This window comes from Caenimonas soli (assembly GCF_013155545.1).
GTDB lineage: Bacteria > Pseudomonadota > Gammaproteobacteria > Burkholderiales > Burkholderiaceae_C > Ramlibacter > Ramlibacter soli.
On record NZ_JABJVV010000043.1, the window covers coordinates 1 to 1,643 of the forward strand.

General features: G+C 59.0%; 1 protein-coding gene. It reads right to left on the bottom strand.

Annotated features, from left to right (window positions below):
• Window positions 1-173: 173 nt before the first annotated feature.
• On the bottom strand, window positions 174-1,253 hold the full coding sequence (locus HNE04_RS27780) for an ABC transporter ATP-binding protein (protein ID WP_328700426.1): 1,080 nt from the start codon (window positions 1,251-1,253) through the stop codon (window positions 174-176).
• Window positions 1,254-1,643: the final 390 nt, after the last annotated feature.

Here is a 1,643-nt window from a genome sequence, read left to right on the forward strand (position 1 = left end):
GAAGTGACCGTCAGCTGGTCGGCCGCGAAAGCAGGCCCCACCGGCATCAACGCAACCGCTGCAAGGCTGGCTGCTGCGCTGACGACATTCACGAATGATTTCATCATCTTGGCTCTCCATGTGTGCCGTCCGAAAGCCGGTTGCGGCGTTGAGAAATAGCAGCGGTCGCGCCGCTAGGGTGGTGAGATTTCCGAGGCGTTCGACGCATCGAGAGCACGACAATCCTGCGTCTCCCAGCCGACGGTGATGGCCGCACCGGGCTTGATTTGCGGTACACCTGCCGAGTTCGGCAGCTTGACAATGAAGTCGTCGTTGCCACAAACTGAGATGCGAGTGCGCACATGATCACCAAGGTAGATCAGCTCCTCGACGCGGGCGCTAAAGACATTCGGCAGCGAACCTGGCGCAGGGTTCAGTTTCACCCGTTCCGGGCGCAGCGACAGCACGGTCGGCTGACCGATCGCCTCGGCATTGACCGCCAGCGCCTGAACATTGCCTGCGCCCGGGATTTCAACGGTGCACGTCTTACCGTTCATCGCGACAACCTTGCCGCGGAGGCGGTTGTTCTCGCCAATGAACTGAGCGACGAACGCGTTTTGCGGCTGCTCGTAGAGCTCGGCGGGTGCTGCGAGCTGCTGAATGACCCCATCGTTGAACACAGCGATGCGGTCCGACATGGTGAGCGCCTCACTCTGATCGTGAGTCACATAGACGACAGTGACGCCGAGCTCCTGGTGAATGTGCTTGATCTCGAGCTGCATGTGCTCGCGCAACTGTTTGTCCAGCGCGCCAAGCGGCTCGTCCATGAGCACGAGCTTCGGATCGAATACAAGAGCGCGAGCAAGTGCGACGCGCTGCTGCTGACCGCCGGAGAGTTGGCCCGGCCGGCGCTTGCTATATGCACTGAGCCGAACCATGTCGAGCGTACGCTTGATTCTCGCCTGTATCTCCGACGCACCCAGTTTCCGAACCTTGAGCGGAAACGCCAGGTTCTCTTCCACCGTCATGTGCGGAAACAGGGCGTAGTTCTGGAAAACCATGCCAATGTTGCGTACATGTGGCGGCACTCTATCGATCGACCGCCCGTCCAGGAAAATTTGTCCGCCAGTAGGCACCTCGAAACCCGCGAGCATCATCAGGCTGGACGTCTTGCCGGAACCCGACGGCCCCAGCATGGTCAAGAATTCGCCGCGCGCGATTTCCAGGTTGAGATTCTTGACGACCAACGTCTCGCCGTCGTACGTTTTTTGCACGTCGACAAACTTGACGAAGGCATCGTTCGACCCTAGGGCTTGTCCCCCCAGTTGTGCTGCCGCAGCCCTCACAGATGACCTGGCTTGGGTCGTACTGGATGAGTGGCTAGTTTGCTCAGCAGACGCGATGCGTGCCGTAAGTATGATGTGTCTCCTATTAGTCACCAGGTTCTCCGCAACTTTCTCGCCAAGGCCCGGCGTACCGGAGTCAACGGAGAGTTGCGACCGCCCATGCGAGCTCTTAATCGGCCCGTCGAGGAATGAAATTTAGCACTTGACCCAGGAAATCAACTGCAGACTCGCAGCTTCGGGTGCTGATTTCCGCCACCAAAAACTCAGAAAACGCAGCAATGCTGCGGGTGCCCGAAAAAGCTTCACGAAGATCGCGCG